Origin of the sequence: Pseudoxanthomonas sp. Soil82 (assembly GCF_040446535.1) — a bacterium.
Classification (GTDB): Bacteria; Pseudomonadota; Gammaproteobacteria; order Xanthomonadales; family Xanthomonadaceae; genus Pseudoxanthomonas; species Pseudoxanthomonas kaohsiungensis.
This window is the reverse complement of record NZ_JBEAAK010000001.1, coordinates 697,052-714,613: the sequence shown is the minus strand read 5'-3', so window position 1 is coordinate 714,613 and position 17,562 is coordinate 697,052. Positions and strand designations below refer to the sequence as shown.

16 protein-coding genes are annotated in these 17,562 nt (G+C 73.3%); 6 read left to right on the top strand and 10 right to left on the bottom strand.

What is annotated here, in order from left to right; all coding sequences use genetic code 11:
- The first annotated feature begins 25 nt into the window (after nt 1-25).
- Nucleotides 26-1,276: a cation:proton antiporter gene (locus tag ABKA19_RS03115; RefSeq protein WP_353687606.1), complete on the top strand. Its 1,251-nt coding sequence runs from the start codon at nt 26-28 to the stop codon at nt 1,274-1,276.
- 5 nt (nt 1,277-1,281) lie between these two features.
- On the opposite strand, the gene fabG is transcribed toward ABKA19_RS03115, so the two are convergent.
- Genes fabG through ABKA19_RS03075 form a run of 8 tightly spaced genes read right to left on the bottom strand, consistent with a single transcriptional unit; the run spans nt 1,282 to nt 7,769 of the window.
- Complete coding sequence (gene fabG / locus ABKA19_RS03110; RefSeq protein ID WP_353687605.1) at nt 1,282-2,022, bottom strand: 3-oxoacyl-ACP reductase FabG; 741 nt, start codon at nt 2,020-2,022, stop codon at nt 1,282-1,284.
- 34 nt (nt 2,023-2,056) lie between these two features.
- Nucleotides 2,057-2,497: a hotdog family protein gene (locus ABKA19_RS03105; RefSeq protein ID WP_353687604.1), complete on the bottom strand. Its 441-nt coding sequence runs from the start codon at nt 2,495-2,497 to the stop codon at nt 2,057-2,059.
- Nucleotides 2,494-4,845: an MMPL family transporter gene (locus ABKA19_RS03100; protein ID WP_353687603.1), complete on the bottom strand. Its 2,352-nt coding sequence runs from the start codon at nt 4,843-4,845 to the stop codon at nt 2,494-2,496. The genes ABKA19_RS03105 and ABKA19_RS03100 overlap by 4 nt, the downstream gene beginning before the upstream one ends.
- Complete coding sequence (locus ABKA19_RS03095; protein WP_353687602.1) at nt 4,842-5,495, bottom strand: LolA-related protein; 654 nt, start codon at nt 5,493-5,495, stop codon at nt 4,842-4,844. Before ABKA19_RS03095 ends, ABKA19_RS03100 begins: the two co-directional genes overlap by 4 nt.
- Nucleotides 5,492-6,424 carry a lysophospholipid acyltransferase family protein gene (locus tag ABKA19_RS03090; protein WP_353687601.1) on the bottom strand — a complete coding sequence of 311 codons (933 nt, stop codon included), beginning with the start codon at nt 6,422-6,424 and terminating at the stop codon, nt 5,492-5,494. Before ABKA19_RS03090 ends, ABKA19_RS03095 begins: the two co-directional genes overlap by 4 nt.
- The gene (locus tag ABKA19_RS03085) at nt 6,417-6,710 is read right to left on the bottom strand and encodes an ApeI family dehydratase (protein ID WP_353687600.1); all 294 of its coding nucleotides are present in this window, start codon (nt 6,708-6,710) and stop codon (nt 6,417-6,419) included. The genes ABKA19_RS03090 and ABKA19_RS03085 overlap by 8 nt, the downstream gene beginning before the upstream one ends.
- A 56-nt stretch (nt 6,711-6,766) precedes the next feature.
- Complete coding sequence (locus ABKA19_RS03080) at nt 6,767-7,528, bottom strand: COG4648 family protein (RefSeq protein WP_353687599.1); 762 nt, start codon at nt 7,526-7,528, stop codon at nt 6,767-6,769.
- On the bottom strand, nt 7,503-7,769 hold the full coding sequence (locus tag ABKA19_RS03075; protein ID WP_353687598.1) for a phosphopantetheine-binding protein: 267 nt from the start codon (nt 7,767-7,769) through the stop codon (nt 7,503-7,505). The genes ABKA19_RS03080 and ABKA19_RS03075 overlap by 26 nt, the downstream gene beginning before the upstream one ends.
- Nucleotides 7,770-7,911: 142 nt before the next feature.
- On the opposite strand from ABKA19_RS03075, the gene ABKA19_RS03070 reads away from it, so the two are divergent.
- From ABKA19_RS03070 to ABKA19_RS03060, 3 genes are all read left to right on the top strand, one after another.
- Nucleotides 7,912-9,315: an NAD(P)/FAD-dependent oxidoreductase gene (locus tag ABKA19_RS03070; RefSeq protein ID WP_353687597.1), complete on the top strand. Its 1,404-nt coding sequence runs from the start codon at nt 7,912-7,914 to the stop codon at nt 9,313-9,315.
- Entirely contained in the window at nt 9,312-10,343 is a 1,032-nt protein-coding gene (locus tag ABKA19_RS03065; protein ID WP_502945693.1) for a chorismate transformation FkbO/Hyg5 family protein, read from the top strand. The genes ABKA19_RS03070 and ABKA19_RS03065 overlap by 4 nt, the downstream gene beginning before the upstream one ends.
- A gap of 157 nt (nt 10,344-10,500) precedes the next feature.
- On the top strand, nt 10,501-11,805 hold the full coding sequence (locus ABKA19_RS03060) for a serine hydrolase domain-containing protein (RefSeq protein WP_353687596.1): 1,305 nt from the start codon (nt 10,501-10,503) through the stop codon (nt 11,803-11,805).
- 152 nt (nt 11,806-11,957) lie between these two features.
- On the opposite strand, the gene ABKA19_RS03055 is transcribed toward ABKA19_RS03060, so the two are convergent.
- Together ABKA19_RS03055 and ABKA19_RS03050 are read right to left on the bottom strand one after the other, a co-directional pair.
- Nucleotides 11,958-12,998 carry a patatin-like phospholipase family protein gene (locus ABKA19_RS03055; RefSeq protein ID WP_353688033.1) on the bottom strand — a complete coding sequence of 347 codons (1,041 nt, stop codon included), beginning with the start codon at nt 12,996-12,998 and terminating at the stop codon, nt 11,958-11,960.
- 95 nt (nt 12,999-13,093) lie between these two features.
- On the bottom strand, nt 13,094-14,479 hold the full coding sequence (locus tag ABKA19_RS03050) for an AMP-binding protein (protein ID WP_353687595.1): 1,386 nt from the start codon (nt 14,477-14,479) through the stop codon (nt 13,094-13,096).
- 200 nt (nt 14,480-14,679) lie between these two features.
- Between ABKA19_RS03050 and ABKA19_RS03045 the strand changes: the two genes are divergently transcribed.
- Together ABKA19_RS03045 and ABKA19_RS03040 are read left to right on the top strand one after the other, a co-directional pair.
- Entirely contained in the window at nt 14,680-17,100 is a 2,421-nt protein-coding gene (locus ABKA19_RS03045) for a S9 family peptidase (RefSeq protein ID WP_353687594.1), read from the top strand.
- Complete coding sequence (locus tag ABKA19_RS03040; protein WP_353687593.1) at nt 17,097-17,522, top strand: NUDIX hydrolase; 426 nt, start codon at nt 17,097-17,099, stop codon at nt 17,520-17,522. Before ABKA19_RS03045 ends, ABKA19_RS03040 begins: the two co-directional genes overlap by 4 nt.
- Nucleotides 17,523-17,562 lie beyond the last annotated feature (40 nt).

Below are 17,562 nucleotides of genomic sequence, written 5' to 3'. Positions count from 1 at the left end.
GGTTGCCTGGGAGGGCGGAGCTTCGATGACCGGGTTGTTGCTGTTGCAGATCGCCGTGATCCTGGTCGTCGCACGCCTGTGCGGCCTGTTGCTGGCGCGCCTGGGCCAGCCGCCGGTGATCGGCGAGATGGCGGCGGGCCTGTTGTTGGGGCCGGTGGTGTTCGGCGCCGCCCTGCCCGACCTGCATGCGGCGCTGTTCCCCGCCGCCTCGCTGCCAGGACTGTCGGCCCTGGCGACCCTGGGCCTGGTGCTTTTCATGTTCGTGATCGGCGCCGAGTTGCGCGCTCCGGACGGCGCGCGCGCGCAGGTGGTCGCGGCCACGCGCGTGGCCGGGCTCTCGGCGCTGCTGCCGTTCGCCCTCGCCCTGGCGGTGGCGCCCCTGCTGCACGGCACCCTGGCGCCGGCCGGGATCGGGTTCTGGCCGTTCGCGCTGTTCCTCGGCGTGGCCCTGGCGGTGACCGCCTTCCCGGTGCTGGCGCGGATCCTCAAGGACCGGCGGCTGCAGCACACGCGGGTCGGCAGGCTCGCGTTGTCGGCCGCGGCCCTGCTCGACGTCGCCGCCTGGATCGTGCTGGCGCTGCTGGTCGCGCTGACCGGTGGCGGCGACTGGACGACGCTGCTGCGCACGCTGGCGGGCCTGGCGCTGCTGTTGGCGGTCGTCTACGGCGGACTGCGGCCGCTGTACGCCTGGCTGCTGCATCGCCACGCGCATGACGGCCGGCCTTCGGGCACGGTGCTGGCCGCGTTGCTGGTCGGCCTGTTCGCCTGCGCCGCGGCGACCGAATGGCTGCACCTGCACGCGGTGTTCGGCGCGTTCCTGTTCGGCACCTGCCTGCCGCGCGACGACCGCCTGCTGCACAGCCTGGTCGAACGCATAGAACACCTGGCCCTGGTGCTGCTGATGCCGGTGTTCTTCGCCCTGGCCGGGCTCGGCACCAGCACCGGCGCGTTCACCGCCGCCGGATTCGGTGCACTGCTGCTGGTCCTGCTGGTGGCGGTCCTGGGCAAGGTGGCCGGTGGCGGCCTCGGCGCCAAGTGGTCGGGCCTGTCGACCCGCGACAGCCTGGCGGTCGGCTCGCTGATGAACGCGCGCGGCCTGATGGAGCTGATCGTGATGAAGGTCGGGCTGGACGCCGGCCTGATCGGGCCGGAGATGTTCACGCTGCTGCTGGTGCTGGCGATCGCCACCACCCTGATGACCGGGCCGTTGCTCGCGCTGTGCGGCTGGCGCGCCTCACCCGTGGAAGCGGACGCGGGCAGCGGCGCCGGCCGCTGAGCGGCTCAGGCCATGCCGCCGTTGACGCCGATGACCTGGCCGTTGACGTAACCGGCCGCGTCCGAACACAGGAACGCCACCAGCGCAGCCACCTCCTCCGGCCGCCCGGCGCGCGCGGCGGGTACCAGCTGCTTCACCGCCTCGGGCGGGAACTGCGCGCCGGCCATGGCGCCTTCGATCACCCCCGGCGCGACCACGTTGACGGTGATGCCGCGACTGGCCATCTCGCGCGCCAGCGACTTGCTGGCGCCGTGCAACGCGGCCTTGGCGGCGGCGTAGTTGGTCTGGCCCCGGTTGCCCAGCACCGCCGCGACCGAGGACACGCTGACGATGCGGCCCCAGCGCGCCCGCGCCATCGGCAGCAGCAGCGGACGGGTGACGTGGAAGAAGCCGTGCAACGATACGTCGATCACCCGCTGCCACTGGGCATCGGTCATGCCGGCCATCGGCGCGTCGTCGTGGATGCCGGCGTTGTTGACCAGCACGTCGATGCGGCCGCCGGCCAGCAGCGGCTCCAGCGCCGCGCCCACCGCCGCGCCGTCGGCGACGTCGAAGGCCAGCGCCTGCGCGCGCCCGCCGCGTTCGCGGATCGACGCGGCCACCGCCTCGGCGCGGGCGAGGTTGCCGTGCGCATGCACGATCACCTCCATGCCGATCGCGGCCAGGGCCTGGCAGATCGCGCCGCCGATGTCGCCGCTGCCGCCGGTGACCAGGGCGCGCCGGGTGGGAGTCTGGTGGGCTGTCATGCCTGCATTGTAGGAGGAGGATCCGGATCGGCGCCTACGTGCGGAGCATCGCCGCGGCGCGGCCGCTGGCGAGCACGCGACCGTCGTGGAGCAGGCGGAACGCGTACTGCTGGCTCGCCGCACTGGCCGCGACCAGTTCGGCTTCGCCCTCCAGCAGTCCGGGCAGGTCGTCGATGCGGTCGACCGCCAGCACCACCTCGCGCAACGCCACCAGCACGCCCGCCGCCGCACGCCCGCCCTGCGCCGAGGCCAACAGGCCGCCATGCACGGCCATGGCCTGGGCGCCGTACTCGCACAACGCCAGCGCCGGCAGGCGTCCGCGCGCGCGCAGCGGATGCACCGGGTCGCGATGGTTGCCGGCGCGCAGGCGGATGCGCGTGGCGTCCCAGTCCAGGACCTCGTCCCACAGGCACATCGCGCCCTGGTGCGGGACCCGCGCGAGGATGCCGGCGCGGTCGAGCGCGACGCCACTCATGCCGCAGCCCCCTTGCCTGGCGCACGCGCGACCAGCAGGGCGAGGGCGAAGTTGAAGACCACGCCCAGCGCCACCGTGCCGCCGATCGCGCGCAGCACCGGGATCGAGGACAACGCCAGCAGGCTGAACACCAGCAGCGTGGTCAGGCTGCACACGATCACCGCGTGCAGGGTCCGCAGCTGCTCGCCGCGATCGTCGCCGGCATGGTCGAAGAACAGCGCGTAGTCCAGGCCCAGGCCGGCGGCCAGGATCAGCGAGACCAGGTGGAACAGGTTCAGTTCCACGCCGAGCGCGCGCAGCACGGCCAGGATCAGCAGCGTGGCCAGCGCCATCGGCGCCAGCACCCGCAGCACGCGCGCGCGTTCGCGCAGCGCCAGCCAGACCGTGCCGGCCAGCAGCAGCGCCGCCACCGCCAGCGCGGCCAGCAGCCGCACCCGCCACTGCGCGACCAGCGACTCGGAGGCCTGCTTGAGGTCCAGCAGCTGCGCACCCAGCGGCGCGACCGCCGCGGCCAGCGCCTGCGGATCGTGCAGCCCGGTCAGCGATACCAGCGCGGTGGCGTGGTCCGGCGCGCGTACCAGCAGCCCGGCCACCGGCAGTTCCAGCGGAGTGCCGGCCAGGTCGTCGGCGGTCAGCGGCGCGGCCGCGCGCGCAGCCGCGACGTCCGCGACGAACGGCTCGAAGGCATCGTCGCGGAACGGAAGCTCGGGCAACGCCGCGGCGAGCGCCTGCCGCAGCTGCGGCTCGGCCGGCAGCGCGGCCTGGCGGGCGCGCTGGGTCGCCACGCTCGGCAGGTAGCGCGCGGCCAGGTCGTAGCCGTCGAGCACGCCGCGGGCCTGCAACTGCTGCAGCAACGGCGCGGCGCGCTCGGACGCCTGCAGCACGTCTTCGACATCGGTGCCTTGCAGGGCGAGCAGGTAGCGCACGTCCGGCGCACCCAGTTCCGCGCGCAGCTGCGCATCGCGGTGCAAGTCGGCCGGCGGCACCGGGGTGAGGCGGGAGAGGTCGTTCTGCCAGAACGCACCGGGCGCGAAGACCACCACCGCCAACGCCATCGATGCCACCACCGCCAGCGCCACGCGTGGACGCGGCAGCCGCTCGACCGCGCGCCACAACCGCCCCAGCACGCGCGAGTCGGCCGGATCGCGCCGCGCCGGCGTCACCAGCCTTGGCAGCAGCCAGCGCGTGCTCGCCGCGGCCACGCCCAGGCCGGCGATGGTGAACACCGCCAGCTGTTTGAGTCCTTCGACCCCGGAGAACAGGAAGGTCGCGTAGGCAATGCAGGTCGAGGCCACCCCGGTGACCAGGGTCGGCCACAACGCGCGCACGCTGGCGTGCGGCGACTGGCCCGGGCGCAGGTGGCTGAAGAAGTGGATCGGATAGTCCTGCGCGACCCCGATCAGGGTGAAACCGAACGCAATGGTGATGCCGTGCACGCCGTCGAACAGCAAGGCCACCGCCCCCAGCCCGGCCAGCCCGCCGCTGGCCAGCGGCAGCGCGCCGAGCAGCGGCATGCTCCAGCGCCGGTAGGCCAGGCCCAGCAACAGCAACAGGCCGATCGTGTCGGCGGTGCCGATCCAGCGCATCTCCCGTTCGGTGCGTCCGCGGATGGCCACCGCGAAAGCGCCGGGGCCGGAGACTTCCAGCCGGGTCGCGGCAGCTGCGGGCCGCGTATCCGCGGTGGCGGCGAAGGCCTCGTCGATGGCCGCCACCGCCGCCTGCTGGCCGGCGCTGTCGAAGCCGGCCGCGTGGGTCTGCACCAGCAGCAGGGCCTGCGCGCCGGCGCGGTCGAACCAGACGCCGTGGCGGCGTTCGGGCGCGTTGGCCGGCTGCCATGCCTCGGCCAGGCGCAGCGTCTCCAGGGTCGGGTCGGACGGCAGCAAGGGTTCGACCAGGTCCGCGGCCGGCGAACCCAGGTCCTGTACGCGCTGCTGCAGTTCCTCCTGCAGGAAGGCCGCATCCAGCGGCTGGGTGTCCAGGGTCGGCGACAGCAGGTACCGGTACGGGTGCAGGTGCGCGGGGATCGCATCCAGGCCGCCGTGCTCGCCGTTGGCCGCCAGCGCGATCTCCGGTCGCGCCGCCAGCGCGGCGCGCAGCGCCTGCGAGCGCGCCGCGAGCGCCTCCGGCGGCGCGCCGGAAAGGGCGAGCAGCAGCACCCGCGAGCCGGGCCCTTCGCCGAGTTCGTCGACCAGCAGCACCTGCGCCGGCGTGCGCGGGGTAGGCAGGAAGCGGCGCAGGTCCTCTTCCACGCGCAGGCCGCGGCCCAGTGCCCAGCCCACCGCCGCGAGCAACGCGATCCAGGCCAGCAGCAGGCCCAGCCGCGCGGCCGCGCCCGGCGTACCGGTCATCGCGACGCACCGCCGTGGCACAGCGCCGCCAGCGCCGCCGGTTCGGCCACCCCGTCGGCGGCGGCGGCCGCGCCGGCCATCAGGGTGCGCTGGGGCGGCCCCTTGGCCGGATGGCTTTCCACGCAGCGCAGCTCGGCGCCGCGGCCGTACAGGTCGATCCGCGCGAGCGAGCGCGCCAGCCGCGGATCACGCGGCACCAGTCGCAGCGTCCACTGCTCGCGGGTGCCGCCGGCTTCCACCTCGTAGGTCGTTCGCAGCAGCTCGCGGTCGCCGGCCAGCAGCGCGCCGAACCCGGCCTGCACCGCCATCAGTTCGGGCACCTGCGACAGCGCGATCCGCCGCGGCGCGCGTCCGGCGCGTTCGACCACCGCCTCGCCGGCGGCGAGCGTGGTGGTCTCCGCATAGGGCGCGTGCACCTTGCGCACCAGCCGGCCATCGGTCTCGCGCCGGTACTCGCCCTGCAGCCGCAGCGGCTGCTTGAGCATGGGCGATTCGCGCAGTTCGACGAATACGGTGCGGCTGGGCGCCGGACGGGCGACCGCCTGCAGGATCCAGTCGGCCCCGGGGCCGGGGGCGGCGGGTGCGCACGCCGGCGCAAGCAGGCCGGCCAGCAGCGCCAGGCGCAGGCACGGATGGGTTGCTGCAGTCATCGCTCGTGTCCGCTCCAGAAGTCGTAGAAGTTGAACCAGTTGAACGGCATCCGCCGCGCGTGGTGTTCCAGCCGCGCCGCGTAGGCGTGTACCTGCTGCTGCAGCCACTGCGCGCGCGCGGCGCGCGGCGGCGGCGCGGTGGCCAGGTCGGCGAACGGCTCGAAGTGCAGGTCGTAGCGGTTGCCGCCGCGGTACAGGCCGAAGCACAGCAGCACCGGCGCGTGCAGCGCCGCGGCCAGCTTCCACGGCGTGAGCGGGAACGGCGCCGGCGTGTCCAGGAACGGGGCCGGCGCGGTGTCCTCGTGCGGTTGCGCGCGGTCGACCAGCAGCGCGACCAGCTCGCCGGACTGCAGCGCGTGCTGGATCTCCAGCGCGATCGCCGCGCCCGGCTGGCTGCCGTCGATCACGCACTGCGCCAGCGCCGGATCCAGCGATTCGAAGATGCCGGTCAGCACCGGGTTCTGGGTGCGGTCGAGCACGATCCGGACCTTCAGCCCCGGCCGTCGCCGCGACAGGATCCGCAACGCGTCGAAGCTGCCCAGGTGCGAGCCGAACAGCAGCGCCCCGCGCCCCTGGTCGACCAGGGCCACCAGCGGGTCCAGCCCGTGCACGCGGATGTCGAAGCGCCAGGTCTGCCCGCCGAGCAGGAACACCCGGTCGAGGATGGTCGAGGCGAAGGTGTGGATGTGGCGGGCGACGTCCCACGGGCCGGCGCCGCGCCCGCGCACCCGCGCCAGCCAGGCGCGCGAGGCGCGCCGCTCCGGGCCGCGCACCAGCAGGAAGTACAGCGTGATCGGATACAGGCACAGCCGGGCCAGGCCGCGCCCGCCGTGGCGGGCGATGCCGACGATCAGGGCCAGCGAACCGCGGGTGCCGCCTTCGGGCCGGTGCTTCCAGGACGGTGGCGCACGCACCTGCGATTCAGCCATCGACGCCGGCTCCCGCCACCAGTTCGCCGCGCACGAGCACGCCCTCCTCGCCCACCACCTCGAACCGCCAGCGCGGCGCGGCACCGTCGAGCACCACCCGCGCCGGCTGGCCCGGCAGCAGCGGCCTGAGGAACTTCACCTGCGGCAGGCGCAGCGGTCCGGCGATCGCGCCACCGGTCTCGATCGCGGCGAGCACGCGTTCCAGCAGGACCACGCCGGGGACCAGCGGTCGCCCCGGGAAGTGCCCGGCCAGGCAGGGATCGTCGTGCGGGATCTCGAAATGCATCCGCCAAGGATAACGGGCTTGCGCGCCGCGGCCGTCGCCGGCGGTGGTCGGTGCGTTCAGCGCAGCAGGTCGCGCCAGAACGCCGGGCCGAGCGCGGCCATGCGCCGCGCGAAGTCCAGGCCGTTGCGGTAGGGGCGCCTGGGGAACCGGCGCTTGCGGTACTGGTACTCGCCGAGCATGAAACCGCCCACCAAGCCGTAGTTGAGCAGGTTGGCGAACCACGACCAGGCCGAGTGCGGGACCGCGACCGGCGGCGCGATGCCGAAGGCATGCAGCACCCCGCCCGGAACCGCGCACAGTGCCAGCGCCAGGTTGGCCAGGGCCAGGAAGGCCAGCAGTCCGGCCCAGCCGGCGGTCAGCCGGCGCGCATAGGCAGGCAGGCCGTCGGGCATCTCCCAGCCGGCCTGCGCGTACAGCGCGGTGACGATACGGGTGACCAGCGGGGACCTCCCCGGCCGCAGGCTGCGCGCGAAGAACCAGGCCAGCCATGCGGTGAACAGCACCGGCGGGGCGAGCAGCAGCAGGTCCAGCCACACCGTCCCGCTGCCCCAGGCCAACGCCGCCAGCAGTGCGGCCAGCAGCGCCAGCGCCCACCAGCGACGACCGAGCAGTGGCGCGGCGAGCAGAAACAGGACCAGGTCGGCCAGGGCCAACGCCGCCCAGGCACCGCCCCGGGTACTGGCGGCATGCGCCAGGAACGGGTACAGCACGCCGAGCACCAGCTGGACCGGCAGGACCAGCGACCGCGCCGCGTCGCGGCGGTTGTCCGGCTCCGCCGGGGCGGCGGTCACGTCAACCGGCGCGCTGCGACTGGACATGCGCCGACAGCGCGCGCAGCGAGGCGAAGATGCGGCGGTTGTCCTCGCCTTCGGCGCGCAGCTGCACCCCGTAGCGCTTGCCCACCGCCAGCGACAGTTCCAGCGCGTCGATCGAATCCAGGCCCAGGCCGTCGTTGAACAGCGGCGCCTCCGGGTCGATCGCGTGCGGGTCCACGCCCTCCAGGTTCAGGCTCTCGACCAGGAGTTCGGCCAGTTCGCGTTCGGCTTCGGTCTGCGACATCGTTTCGGGTCCGGGACTGCGCAAGGCCGGCCACGATCCGGCATCGGCCGCCGACGCGCAAGTCCGGGCGCTTCGTGAAGCCGTGCGGGGCCTGCCGCGCTATCATTCCGGCCTCCCCACGCCCCCTTCCGGCCGCCTGCGCATGACCCCTTCCGAATCGCCGCCGCCCCCGACCGCGCCAGCCGCGCGGCAGCAATCGGCGGACGGGGCGGAGGCCGGCGGCAGCGAGGTGGCCGTCGACGTGCTGGTGATCGGCGGCGGCCCGGCCGGCACGACCGCGGCCACGTTCCTGGCCCGCCGCGGCTGGAAGGTCACGCTGCTCGAGAAGGACGTGCACCCGCGCTTCCACATAGGCGAGTCGCTGCTGCCGATGAACCTGCCGATCCTCGAACGCCTGGGGGTGCTCGAGCAGGTGAAGCAGATCGGCGTGCACAAGCCCGGCGCCGACTTCCCGATGCGCGGCGACCGCGACAGCATCAACGTATTCCGCTTCGACCGCGCACTGGATCCCAAGTTCGGCTACGCCTACCAGGTCAAGCGCGCCGAGTTCGACGCGCTGCTGTTCGATAACGCGTTGGCCAACGGGGTCGATGCGCGCCAGCAGGTCAAGGTCGAGCAGGTGGAGTTCGGCGCCGATGGCCGCCCGGCCCGGGTGCATGCGCGCGACGCCGCCGGCAACGCGCTCGCCTTCCGTCCGCGCTACCTGGTCGATGCCAGCGGCCGCGACACCTTCCTCGGCAGCAAGCTCAAGCTGAAGAAGAAGAACCCGGCGCACCAGTCGGCGGCGATCTTCAGCCACTTCAGCGGCGTCACCCGACGCGAGGGCGAGGAGGCCGGCAACATCACGGTCGAGCGCTTCGCCCACGGCTGGATGTGGCTGATCCCGCTGACCGGCGACGTGATGAGCGTCGGCGCGGTGTGCTTCCCCGAGTACCTCAAGACCCGCAGCGGCGACAACGAGTCGTTCCTGATGCAGACCCTGCGCGACACCCCCTCGGTGTGGGCGCGGATGGGGAATGCAAGGCGGATCGCGCCGGTGCACGCCACCGGCAACTATTCCTATACCTGCACGCGCATGCATGGTCCGGGCTGGGTGATGGCCGGCGACGCGTTCGCCTTCATCGACCCGGTGTTCTCCTCCGGCGTCTACCTGGGCATGAACGGCGGCGAGCAGGCCGCGAAGACCGTCGACGCGATCCTGCGCGACCCCTCGCGCGAAGCCGCCGAGCAGCGCGCGATGGACAGGCGCCTGCGCCGCGGCCTGCGCTATTTCTCCTGGTTCATCTACCGCTTCACCACCCCGGTGATGGAGGCCCTGTTCGCGCAGCCGCGCAACACCCTGCAGCTGGAACAGGCGGTGATCTCGATGCTGGCCGGCGACGTGTTCGACAACAAGGCCGTGCGCTGGCGGCTGCGGGTGTTCCGCCTGGTCTATGCGCTGACCGCGCTGCAGCTGGCGCCGAAGGCGCTGCGCGGCTGGCTGCGCCGGCGTCGCCAGGTCGGCGAGCGCTTCAGCGGGGACACGCTGCAGGGCGGCAACCCGTGAGCCGGCCGCAACCGTTCCCGGGCCACGCCGGAACCACGGCAGCGCCCGGGCTGGAGTTCCGCTACGCCGCCGCGGACACGCTGCCGCGGCAGCTGGCCGACGACCGCGTGCTGGCCGTGCTCGGCTTCGGCTCCTCCGCCCCCGCCAGCGACGATCCGCGCTGGCTGCGGGTGCCGCTGCAGCCGCTGGACGACGCGCCGCCGCTGATCGAGGTCTGGCACGCACGCGGCCCGGTGCGGCACGGCCGCGATGGCGAGGTGGCCTGGGCCAGCGATGGCGGCCTGCTGTTCGGCGCGATCGAGGTCGACGAAGGGCACGCCGGGATCGAGGATGCCGCCGGGCGGGCGTATGCGCGGATGGCCGCGTTCATGGCCGGCCGCGACACCCCGCACCTGCTCCGGATCTGGAACTACATGGATGCCATCACCCTCGGCGAGGGTGACGAGGAGCGCTACCGCCGCTTCTGCGTGGGCCGGGTCGCCGGCATGGGCGCGCTGGACGCCGCGCGCCTGCCGGCGGCGACCGCGATCGGCAGCTGCGACGGCCGCCGCCGCTTGCAGGTGTACTGGCTGGCCTCGCGCGAGCCCGGCACGCCGGTCGAGAACCCGCGCCAAGTCAGCGCCTACCGGTATCCGCGCCAGTACGGCCCGCAGTCGCCCAGCTTCGCGCGGGCGATGCTGCCCCCCGCCGGCAGCGCGATGCCGCTGCTGCTGTCCGGCACCGCCGCGATCGTCGGCCATGCCTCGCAGCATTCCGATTCGCTGCAGGCGCAACTCGACGAGACCCTGGCCAACCTCGACAGCCTGGTCGCGACCGCGCGCCGCCAGGCGCCGGAGCTGCCCGCCGCGCTGGGCGCGGGCAGCCTGCTCAAGGTCTACGTGCGCGACCGCGAGGCGGCACCCGCGGTCGCCGCGCACCTGGCCGCGCGGCTCGATCCGGCGGTCCCGCGGCTGCTGCTGCACGCCCAGGTCTGCCGGCGCGAGCTGCAGGTGGAGATCGACGGAGTGCACGGCCTGGCCCAGGCCTGAGCCGACCGCGCGCCGCGCCGGTCGTCGCATCCGCTTTCCTTTCGCCGGCAACCGTTGCCGCCCGTGCGCCGCGCACTGCGATACTGCCGCGCCGGCGCGACGCGCCGATGCCGCCGTCGTACCGCCGCCACGCTCCGGGTCCCCGGGAGGAACTCCGATGCACCGAACGCAGCTGCTCGTCCTGATGTTCGCACTCGCCTGCCTGCCCGCCCCGTCAGCCGGTGCAGCGGAACCGGCGCCTGCCGCCGAGGGCGCGGCCGATGTCGCCCGCATCGATGGCGAACGCATCGACCGCGTGCTTTCCGGGTACGTCGCGTCCGGCAAGCTGCCGGGCGTGTCGGCGCTGGTCTACCAGGACGGACGCGAGGCCTACTTCGGGGCGTTCGGCCAGGCCGACCGCGAAGCCGGCCGACCGATGGCGCGCGACACCCTCGTGCAGATCTTCTCGATGACCAAGCCGGTCACCGGGGTGGCGCTGATGCAGTTGTGGGAGCAAGGCAGGTTCCAGCTCGACGACCCGGTGGCCAGGCACCTGCCCGAGTTCGCCGGCATCCGCGTGTACGCGGGCACCGACGTGCACGGCAAGCCGCTGCTGGAAACGCCGGCGCGCGCGCCCACCATCCGCGACCTGATGCGCCACACCGCCGGCCTGGTCGAAGGCAACGGCGCGGCCGGACCGCTCGGCGAGCTCTATCGCCGGGCCGACCCCGAGAACCTGGACCACGCCCTGGCCGAGGAAGTGCGCCGGATCGCCCGCGTGCCGCTGCTCTACCACCCTGGCCGGCGCTGGGTGTACTCGCCGGCCGTGGACGTGCAGGCACGGCTGGTCGAAGTGCTGTCCGGCCAGCCGTTCGATGCGTACCTGCAGGAGCATGTGTTCGACCCGCTGCGCATGCACGACACGCGCTACACCCTGCGCGAGGCCGACCGCGCGCGCCTGGCCGCGCTGTACATGCGCAGCGACGACGGCGTGATGAGCCGGGTCGCCGACGCGGAGGCGCTCAAGCTCAATGGCCGCAAGCGCGCGCTCACCCCCGGCAGCTGGGGCCTGGTGTCCACGCTGGACGACTACATGCGCTTCAGCCGGATGCTGCTCGAGGGCGGCGAGCTGGACGGCGCGCGGATCCTGCAGCCGGCCACGATCCGGCTGATGGCCAGCGACGCCCTGCCCGCGTCGATCGGCCTCACCGAGCGCTCATGGCTTCCGGGCAAGGGCCAGGTCGGCTTCGGCATCGACTTCGCGGTGCGCACCGCCTCGCCGCGGACGGCGAACGAGCCCTCCGGCGAGGTCGGCGAGTTCTTCTGGGACGGCGCCGCCAACACCCTGTTCTGGGTCGATCCGGCCAACCGGATCGCCGCGGTGTTGTTCGCCCAGTGGCTGCCGCCAGGCACGATGCCCCTGCACAAGGCGTTCCGCGACGCGGTCTACCACGACGACACCTCGGCCGCCGCGCCCCGGTAGAGCGGGGCTCGCCCCGCTGCCACGGCCGCCCGTAGAGCGGGGCTTGCCCCGCTGCCTTTAGCCAGGGGCACCGCAGTCAGCGGGGCAAGCCCCGCTCTACGCGGGCCCCGGAGCTTGGCGACGGAACACGGCAAAAACGTGAGCGGAGCGGCTCAGCGGCGTTCGCCGCAGGCCTCGTCCTTCTTCTTCAGCGGATTCCAGCGCCAGCCGTCGTCCTCGCAGGCCACCGTCGCCGGCGCCGCCAGCGCGGCCTTGGCTGCGTCGGCGCGTGCCTGCTTCTCGCGGGCCTGCGCCAGGCGCTGTGCCTGCAGCTTCCGTACCTGCTCGCGGATCTGCGGCAACGCCGCCAGCGCGGCCTTCTCGCCTTCCAGGATCGCCTGGTTGCGGCGGGTGAAGTCGGCCGAACCGTAGTCGAGCACGTTCGGCCGGATCACCACGTCGGCGCGGGTGAGTTCCTGCTCGCCCAGGCGCTGGCCCATGATCGCGATCGACTGGTTGACGATGCCGAGCATGCCGTCGGGCCGGCGCCCGCGCGCCTTGCTGGAAATGTCCACGGCGATGACGAAATCCGCGCCCAGTTCGCGCGCCGCATCCACCGGCACCGGGCTGACCACGCCACCGTCCACGTACTGGTAGCTGCCGATGGTCACCGGCTCGAACACGCCCGGCACGCTGCTGGACGCGCGCACCGCCTGGCCGGTGTTGCCGCGCACGAACACGGTGCGCTCGCCGGTCTCCAGGCGCGTGGCCACCGCGGCGAACGGCTTGCGCATGCGCTCGATCGGCCGCTTGCCGACCTGTTCGTTGACGTAGTCCTGCAATGCCAGGCCTTGCACCAGGCCGCCGGAGAACAGGCGCACGTCGCGGATGCTGGCTTCGTCCAGCGCCACCGCATGCTCCTGCAGCTGGAACGGGTCCATGCCGCTGGCGTAAAGCGCGCCGACCACGCTGCCGGCGCTGGTACCGGCGACCACCTCGGGCTTGAAGCCGTTGGCCTCCAGCATCTTGATCACGCCGATGTGGGCGAAGCCCTTGGCCGCGCCACCGCCCAGGGCCAGTCCGATCTTCACCGGGGGCACCACCGGATCGACGCGGGCGGGCGGCATGGGCGCCACCGGATCCTGGGGCGGCGCTTCCGGGCGCGTCCCGCCGCAGCCGGCGAGCAGCGCGGCCACGAACAGGGCGGCGGCCAGGAGCGGCGGCGCGGTGCGCGGGGTCGGGACGGTGGAGTGCCGGGGATTCAAGACGGTCGGGAAGCCGGTGCGCCGCGGCGTGCGGCGGCGTGATTCTAGGGTGCGTCGCCGCCGGCTTCCGGCACGGCGGATGAACGCGCGGGCCCGGCACCCTCCAGCAAGGCGAGCAGCTCCTCGCGGCACAGCTTGCCGGTCGCGTTGCGCGGCAGGCGGGGCAGCAGCCGCAGCCGTCGTGGCAGGAAGACCGGGTCGACCGACCGGCGCAGCGCATCGATGATCGCCGGCGCGGCCAGCCCCGGCGCCACCGCGAGCGCGGCGATGCGGCCGATGCCGTCGCCGCGGCCTGCATCCAGCTGCAGGACCACGCCGTCCTGCACGCCGGGGATGGCCAGCAGGCGCCGGGTCAGGTCGCCCAGGGACGCGCGCTTGCCGGCGATCTCGAGCAGGTCGGCCTGGCGTCCACGCAGGTGGAAGCGGCCGTCCGCCTGCAATTCGACCAGGTCCGCCAGCAGCACCGGCTGCGGCAGGTGCGCGGCCTGCACCAGGGTTCCGTCCGGCTGCGGCGCCAGGCGCACGCCCGGCAGCAACGTCCACGCCTCCTCGTGTGCCGTGCGACGGCGGGCGATCACGCAGGTTTCGGTCGAACCGAACACCTCGCGCAGCTCGGTGTGCCAGCGCGCCTCGGCTTCGGCCGCCAGTTCCCGCGGCAGCGGCGCGGTGGCCGAGACGATGCCGGCCAGGGGCGGCAGCGCCACGCCCGATTGCAGCAACGCGCGCAGGTGCACCGGCGTGGTCACCAGCAGCCGTGGCGCCCGAGCCTGCTGCAGCGCCAGCGCCACGTCGGCCGGCAGCAGCGGACGGCCGGCGTGTACCGCCGCGCCGCCCAGCAGCGGCAACAGCACCGACAGTTCCATGCCGTACATGTGCTGCGGCGGCACCGTCGCGACGATCTGCGGCTGTTCCCCGCCCCACAGGTCCGCCAGCGCCGCCAGGTTCTGCACCGTGCCGGTGGCGAAGGCCGCCCAGGTCTTGGCATGCGCCTGCGGCCGCCCGGTACTGCCGGAGGTGTAACCGACCGCGGCCAGTGCGGCCTCCTCGACCGTGGGCACCGCGGGCGGCGCCTGCGGGTGCTCACGCATCGACCGCGAGATGGCCTCGCCGTCCAGGGAGTAGGCGCCTCCGGCGGAGTGGGCCTGGAGGATCTCGGCGACCGTGCCCGGCGCTCCGGACGGCGGCAGCAGCGCCACCTGGCCGCGCATCGCCGCGGCGCAGAAGCCGAGCAGGAAGCGATGGCGGTCCTCGGCGAGGTGGACCACGTGTCGCGCCTCGGGCAACGATCCGGCCAGGTGCTGCGCCTGGGCCAGGAAGTCGGCCAGCGTCACCGGGCCGGCGGCGCCGAACACCAGCACGCGTTGCGGATCGCCCGAGGCCAGGGCCAGTTGCCCCGAGCCGGGAATATGCGCGTGGATGACGGCGGACATCGGTGGCGTTGCGTTCCCTGTGCAGCAAGCCGGTGCCTGCCCTGCGATGCCGGCTAGCTTGGCCGGCGCCGGCCGGCCAGGCAAGACGCCCGGCCCGGCACCAGGCGCGGGCCAGGGGCGTGGCGGCATGACCTTCCACAGTGGCCGCCCCTGGCGGGACTGCTACCCTGCCCCGCTTCCGTTCCCTGCCTGCCATGCCCATGTCCCGACCGCCCCTGCGCGCGCTGTCTCCGGCCCTTCTTGCCATCTCACTGCTCGTCCAGCCGCCGATCACGACGGCTGCCGCCGGGCCGGTCCCCACCCTCGCGCCGACCGAGGCCCTGACCATCGAACAGGCCATGGCCGACCCGGACTGGATCGGCGCGCCGGTCGAGCGCGCCTGGTGGAGCTGGGACAGCCGCGAAGCGCAACTGCTGCTGCGGCGCGAAGGCGGCCAGATCCGCGACACCTGGCGCCAGCCGGTGGCCGGCGGGGCGCTGCGGAAGGTGGCCGACAGCGAGCGCGGCGGCCTGGACGCGGCCAACCCGGTCTACGACGCCCAGCGCCGGCGCATGGCCTTCGTCCGCAACGGCGACGTGTTCCTGCGCGACCTCTCCAGCGGCGCGCTGACCCAGCTCACCCGAAGCGCGGCATCCGAATCGCAGCCGCGTTTCGCCGCCGACGGAGGCGTGACCTGGCGCGCCGGCAACGACTGGTTCAAATGGAACGCCGGCGGCGGCGTGGCGCAGGTCGCCTCGCTGAAGGCGGAGAAGGACCCGGCCGCGTCGCCCAAGGCCGATGCGCTGCGCGAGCAGCAGCTGCGCACGATCGACACCCTGCGCCGCGACAAGGAGCAGCGCGACGCGCAGCGCGCGCAGGAGGACGCCTGGCGCAAGGCCGACCCGACCCGCGCCCCGGCCCCGGCCTTCCTCGGCGACGAGGTGGAGATCGTCGACAGCAGCCTGTCGCCCGACGCGCGCCATCTTCTGGTGGTGACGAAAAGGAAGGACGCCGACGCCGGCCGCGAAGGCAGGATGCCGACCTACGTCACCGAGTCCGGCTACGAGGAATTCGAGGACGTACGCACCCGCGTCGGCCGCAACGATCCGCTGCCGCACCGGCTGTGGCTGGTGGATGCGCGCGACGGCAGCGTGCGCGAGCTCGGTTTCGACGTCCTGCCGGGCATCGCCACCGACCCGCTGGCCACGCTGCGCCGCGCCGCCGGCAAGGAGCCGCTCAAGGGCAACCGTGGCGTGCAGGTGACCACCGCCGGCGACAATGGCGATGGCCCGCGGATCCAGTGGAGCGGCGATGGCCGCAACGCCGCGGTGATGCTGCGTGCGATCGACAACAAGGACCGCTGGATCGCCAGCGTCGACCTCGAAGGCGCCCGCCTGCAGCCTCGCCACCGACTCACCGACCCGGCCTGGATCAACTGGAACTTCAACGACTTCGGCTGGCTGGCCGACAACCGCACGCTGTGGCTGCTGTCGGAGGAATCCGGCTGGTCGCACCTGTACACCCAGGTCGGCAACGAGCGTCCGCGCCAGCGCACCTCCGGCCAGTGGGAGGCTTCCTCGCCGGTGCCGACCGCCGACGGCAGCGGCTTCCTGCTGCTGTGCAACCGCAAGTGGCCGGGCGATTACGAGGTTTGCGCGCTGGACCTGGCCAGCGGTCAGGTGAAGGAGATCACCGCGCTGGACGGCGTCGAGGATTTCAGCCTCTCGCCCGATGGCCGCCAGGTGCTGGTGCGGTATTCGGAGAGCTACCTGCCGCCGCAGCTGGCCGTGGTGCCGTCCACCGGCGGCGACGCCCGCGTGCTGACCGACACCCGCGGCGCCGCATTCAAGGCGCGCGACTGGATCCGGCCGCATTACGTGCAGGTGCCGTCGAAGCACGGCGCCGGCAGCATCTGGGGCAAGTTCTACGGCCCGAAGACCTACGAGCCGGGCCGCAAGTACCCGGTGGTGATGTTCGTGCACGGCGCCGGCTACCTGCAGAACGTCTCGGCGCGCTACCCGAACTACTTCCGCGAGCAGATGTTCCACCAACTGCTGGTCGAGCGCGGCTACGTGGTCCTGGACCTGGACTACCGCGGAAGCGAGGGCTACGGCCGCGACTGGCGCACCGCGATCTACCGGCAGATGGGCCACCCGGAGCTGGAGGACTACCTGGACGGGCTGGACTGGGTGGTGGCCAACCACCAGGGCGACCGCGACCGCGCCGGCATCTACGGCGGCAGCTACGGCGGCTTCATGACCTTCATGGCGCTGTTCCGTTCGCCGGGCACGTTCAAGGCCGGCGCCGCGCTGCGGCCGGTGGTGGACTGGACCCAGTACAACCACGAGTACACGTCCAACATCCTCAACACGCCCGAGCTCGACCCGGAGGCCTACCGCAAGTCCTCGCCGATCGAATACGCGCAGGGCCTGCAGGACGAGTTGCTGATCGCCCACGGCATGATCGACGACAACGTGTTCTTCCGCGATTCGGTGGTGCTGACCCAGCGCCTGATCGAGCTGCGCAAGGACGACTGGGAGATCGCGCCGTATCCGCTGGAGCGGCACGGCTTCACCCGCGCCGATTCCTGGCTGGACGAGTACAAGCGCATCCTCAAGCTGTTCGAGCGCACCCTGAAGTGAGCACGGGCGACGACACCGCTGCACCCGGTACGATCCGCACGGTCGCCGCGGTGATCGTCGATGGCCAGGGCCGGGTCCTGCTGGTGCGCAAGCACGGCTCGTCCACCTTCATCCAGCCCGGCGGCAAGCGCGAGCCGGGCGAGGACGCGCTGGCCACCCTGGCACGCGAGCTGGACGAGGAGCTGGGCGTGCGCCTGCTCGCCGCCAGCGCGCGGCGGCTGGGCGAGTTCGAGGACGCGGCGGTCAACGAGCCCGGGCGCCGGGTGCGCGCGGAGGTCTTCGTGGTGGACGTCCAGGGCGAACCGCAGGCGCGCGCCGAGATCGCCGAGCTGGCCTGGATCGCGCCACGACCACCGTTCCCGGTTGCGGTGGCGCCGCTGAGTGCCGGCCACATCCTGCCTGCCCTGGTCGATCCCCGATAGGAGCACGGCTTGCCGGCGGCCACGCCGTCGCAGATGCGCC

Bases quoted from the DNA above. Each gene is read 5' to 3' on its own strand.
- ABKA19_RS03075 (WP_353687598.1), bottom strand. From the start codon at position 7,769: ATGTCGCAGACCGAAGCCGAACGCGAACTGGCCGAACTCCTGGTCGAG.
- ABKA19_RS03105 (WP_353687604.1), bottom strand. From the start codon at position 2,497: ATGAGTGGCGTCGCGCTCGACCGCGCCGGCATCCTCGCGCGGGTCCCG.
- ABKA19_RS03060 (WP_353687596.1), top strand. From the start codon at position 10,501: ATGCACCGAACGCAGCTGCTCGTCCTGATGTTCGCACTCGCCTGCCTG.
- ABKA19_RS03095 (WP_353687602.1), bottom strand. From the start codon at position 5,495: ATGACTGCAGCAACCCATCCGTGCCTGCGCCTGGCGCTGCTGGCCGGC.
- ABKA19_RS03080 (WP_353687599.1), bottom strand. From the start codon at position 7,528: ATGTCCAGTCGCAGCGCGCCGGTTGACGTGACCGCCGCCCCGGCGGAG.
- ABKA19_RS03115 (WP_353687606.1), top strand. From the start codon at position 26: ATGACCGGGTTGTTGCTGTTGCAGATCGCCGTGATCCTGGTCGTCGCA.
- fabG (WP_353687605.1), bottom strand. From the start codon at position 2,022: ATGACAGCCCACCAGACTCCCACCCGGCGCGCCCTGGTCACCGGCGGC.
- ABKA19_RS03050 (WP_353687595.1), bottom strand. From the start codon at position 14,479: ATGTCCGCCGTCATCCACGCGCATATTCCCGGCTCGGGGCAACTGGCC.
- ABKA19_RS03090 (WP_353687601.1), bottom strand. From the start codon at position 6,424: ATGGCTGAATCGCAGGTGCGTGCGCCACCGTCCTGGAAGCACCGGCCC.
- ABKA19_RS03070 (WP_353687597.1), top strand. From the start codon at position 7,912: ATGACCCCTTCCGAATCGCCGCCGCCCCCGACCGCGCCAGCCGCGCGG.
- ABKA19_RS03045 (WP_353687594.1), top strand. From the start codon at position 14,680: ATGTCCCGACCGCCCCTGCGCGCGCTGTCTCCGGCCCTTCTTGCCATC.
- ABKA19_RS03100 (WP_353687603.1), bottom strand. From the start codon at position 4,845: ATGACCGGTACGCCGGGCGCGGCCGCGCGGCTGGGCCTGCTGCTGGCC.
- ABKA19_RS03085 (WP_353687600.1), bottom strand. From the start codon at position 6,710: ATGCATTTCGAGATCCCGCACGACGATCCCTGCCTGGCCGGGCACTTC.